Origin of the sequence: Thalassotalea sp. SU-HH00458, assembly GCF_040362795.1 — a bacterium.
Lineage (GTDB): Bacteria > Pseudomonadota > Gammaproteobacteria > Enterobacterales > Alteromonadaceae > Thalassotalea_H > Thalassotalea_H castellviae.
Window position 1 is genome coordinate 1 of the sequence record NZ_BAABWW010000025.1, and the last position, 1,224, is coordinate 1,224.

Below are 1,224 nucleotides of genomic sequence, written 5' to 3' on the forward strand. Positions count from 1 at the left end.
CCGACCCCTTTTACCGTGAAAGGCTCATTTCATTTCAAACGCTCTGACCCCACTGATTTCTTTCTAAGAATATATTGGCAATTCTTTAAAGTAAGAAATGAACCAAAAACAATTAAAATAAGTGAGAGCAAATTAAATTCTTTATTAACAACTCCTAACCTAGAAGACTTCATATTTATTTCACCAACTTTTAATGCATATGCTTTGTATAGCCCGTCGGTATTATCTACCCAAACAGTAATATACCAATTACTTAATCTTAATCTTTTATTAAGCGAGGAACACTTTATTTCTACATCGATCACGTCAATATTTTGAGATATTTTTTTAAGTGTAAAATTAAAACTATCATTATAGCCCACTCTGCTATCACAATTATAAGAGTCAATTTTGTCACTTATTTTTATCAATTCATCAAAATGAGGATACTTTTCAAAAAAATATATATTTTGAATTCCTAGAATTATAAGACAAATACCAGCGACAATAGCCCATACGGCAACAAATTTTTTATTCATAATTTCTTAATCTATCTATTGAGATAACACATCTTTAGTTAAAACAATAGTGGTTTTAAAGGGGGTCGGTGACAGATAAGACTTATTATCATTTGCATAACTACTTATTGCTAACGGGCCGACCTCTTTGAGGATAACCTATAACTCTACCCAGCGCTTTCTCAATCGCGAGTTTAAATTTTTTATCCCCGAGAGGCATTGAAAACAATGCCGCATTCGTTATTTCCTGGCACACATTAGGCGCCAACTCGCTATTAAATAATGCTTTATATTTTTGACAAACCTTAAATTCATTTTCCCCAAGCGCTATGTAACTTGGATGAGCAACTAACTTTTTTCGCTGTCTTAGGCCGGTATTTACATGGTAACTTGACCATTTATATTCTGCGGGATGATTGACCATATTCGCCCTTACTGGGTTCATTTCGATATAACGCATACAAGCAAGTAGGTAAGCATCTTCATCAACTAAGCTCGCTTTAAAACGTCCTTCAAATAACGTGCCTGTTCGACTAAGTTCTTTATTGATGTATTCCACATAACGTTTACCAATTGACTGCATTACTAATGAAATACCTGTTTCATCATTTGGGGTCATCAGCAAATGAATATGATTTGTCATTAACACGTAAGCATGTAGATCCACATCATATTTTTTGCAGGCTTATGCCAAGCATTCTAAATAGAATGAGTAATCTAGCTCTGA

General features: G+C 33.7%; 1 protein-coding gene and 1 pseudogene. Both read right to left on the reverse strand.

The window, feature by feature from the left end:
* Window positions 1–29: 29 nt before the first annotated feature.
* Entirely contained in the window at window positions 30–518 is a 489-nt protein-coding gene (locus ABXH06_RS17815) for a hypothetical protein (protein WP_311585136.1), read from the reverse strand.
* 100 nt (window positions 519–618) lie between these two features.
* Window positions 619–1,167: pseudogene (locus ABXH06_RS17820) on the reverse strand (transposase); the annotation flags it as partial.
* Window positions 1,168–1,224 lie beyond the last annotated feature (57 nt).

Coding starts and splice junctions, on each gene's coding strand:
- ABXH06_RS17815 (WP_311585136.1), bottom strand. CDS start 518: ATGAATAAAAAATTTGTTGCCGTATGGGCTATTGTCGCTGGTATTTGT.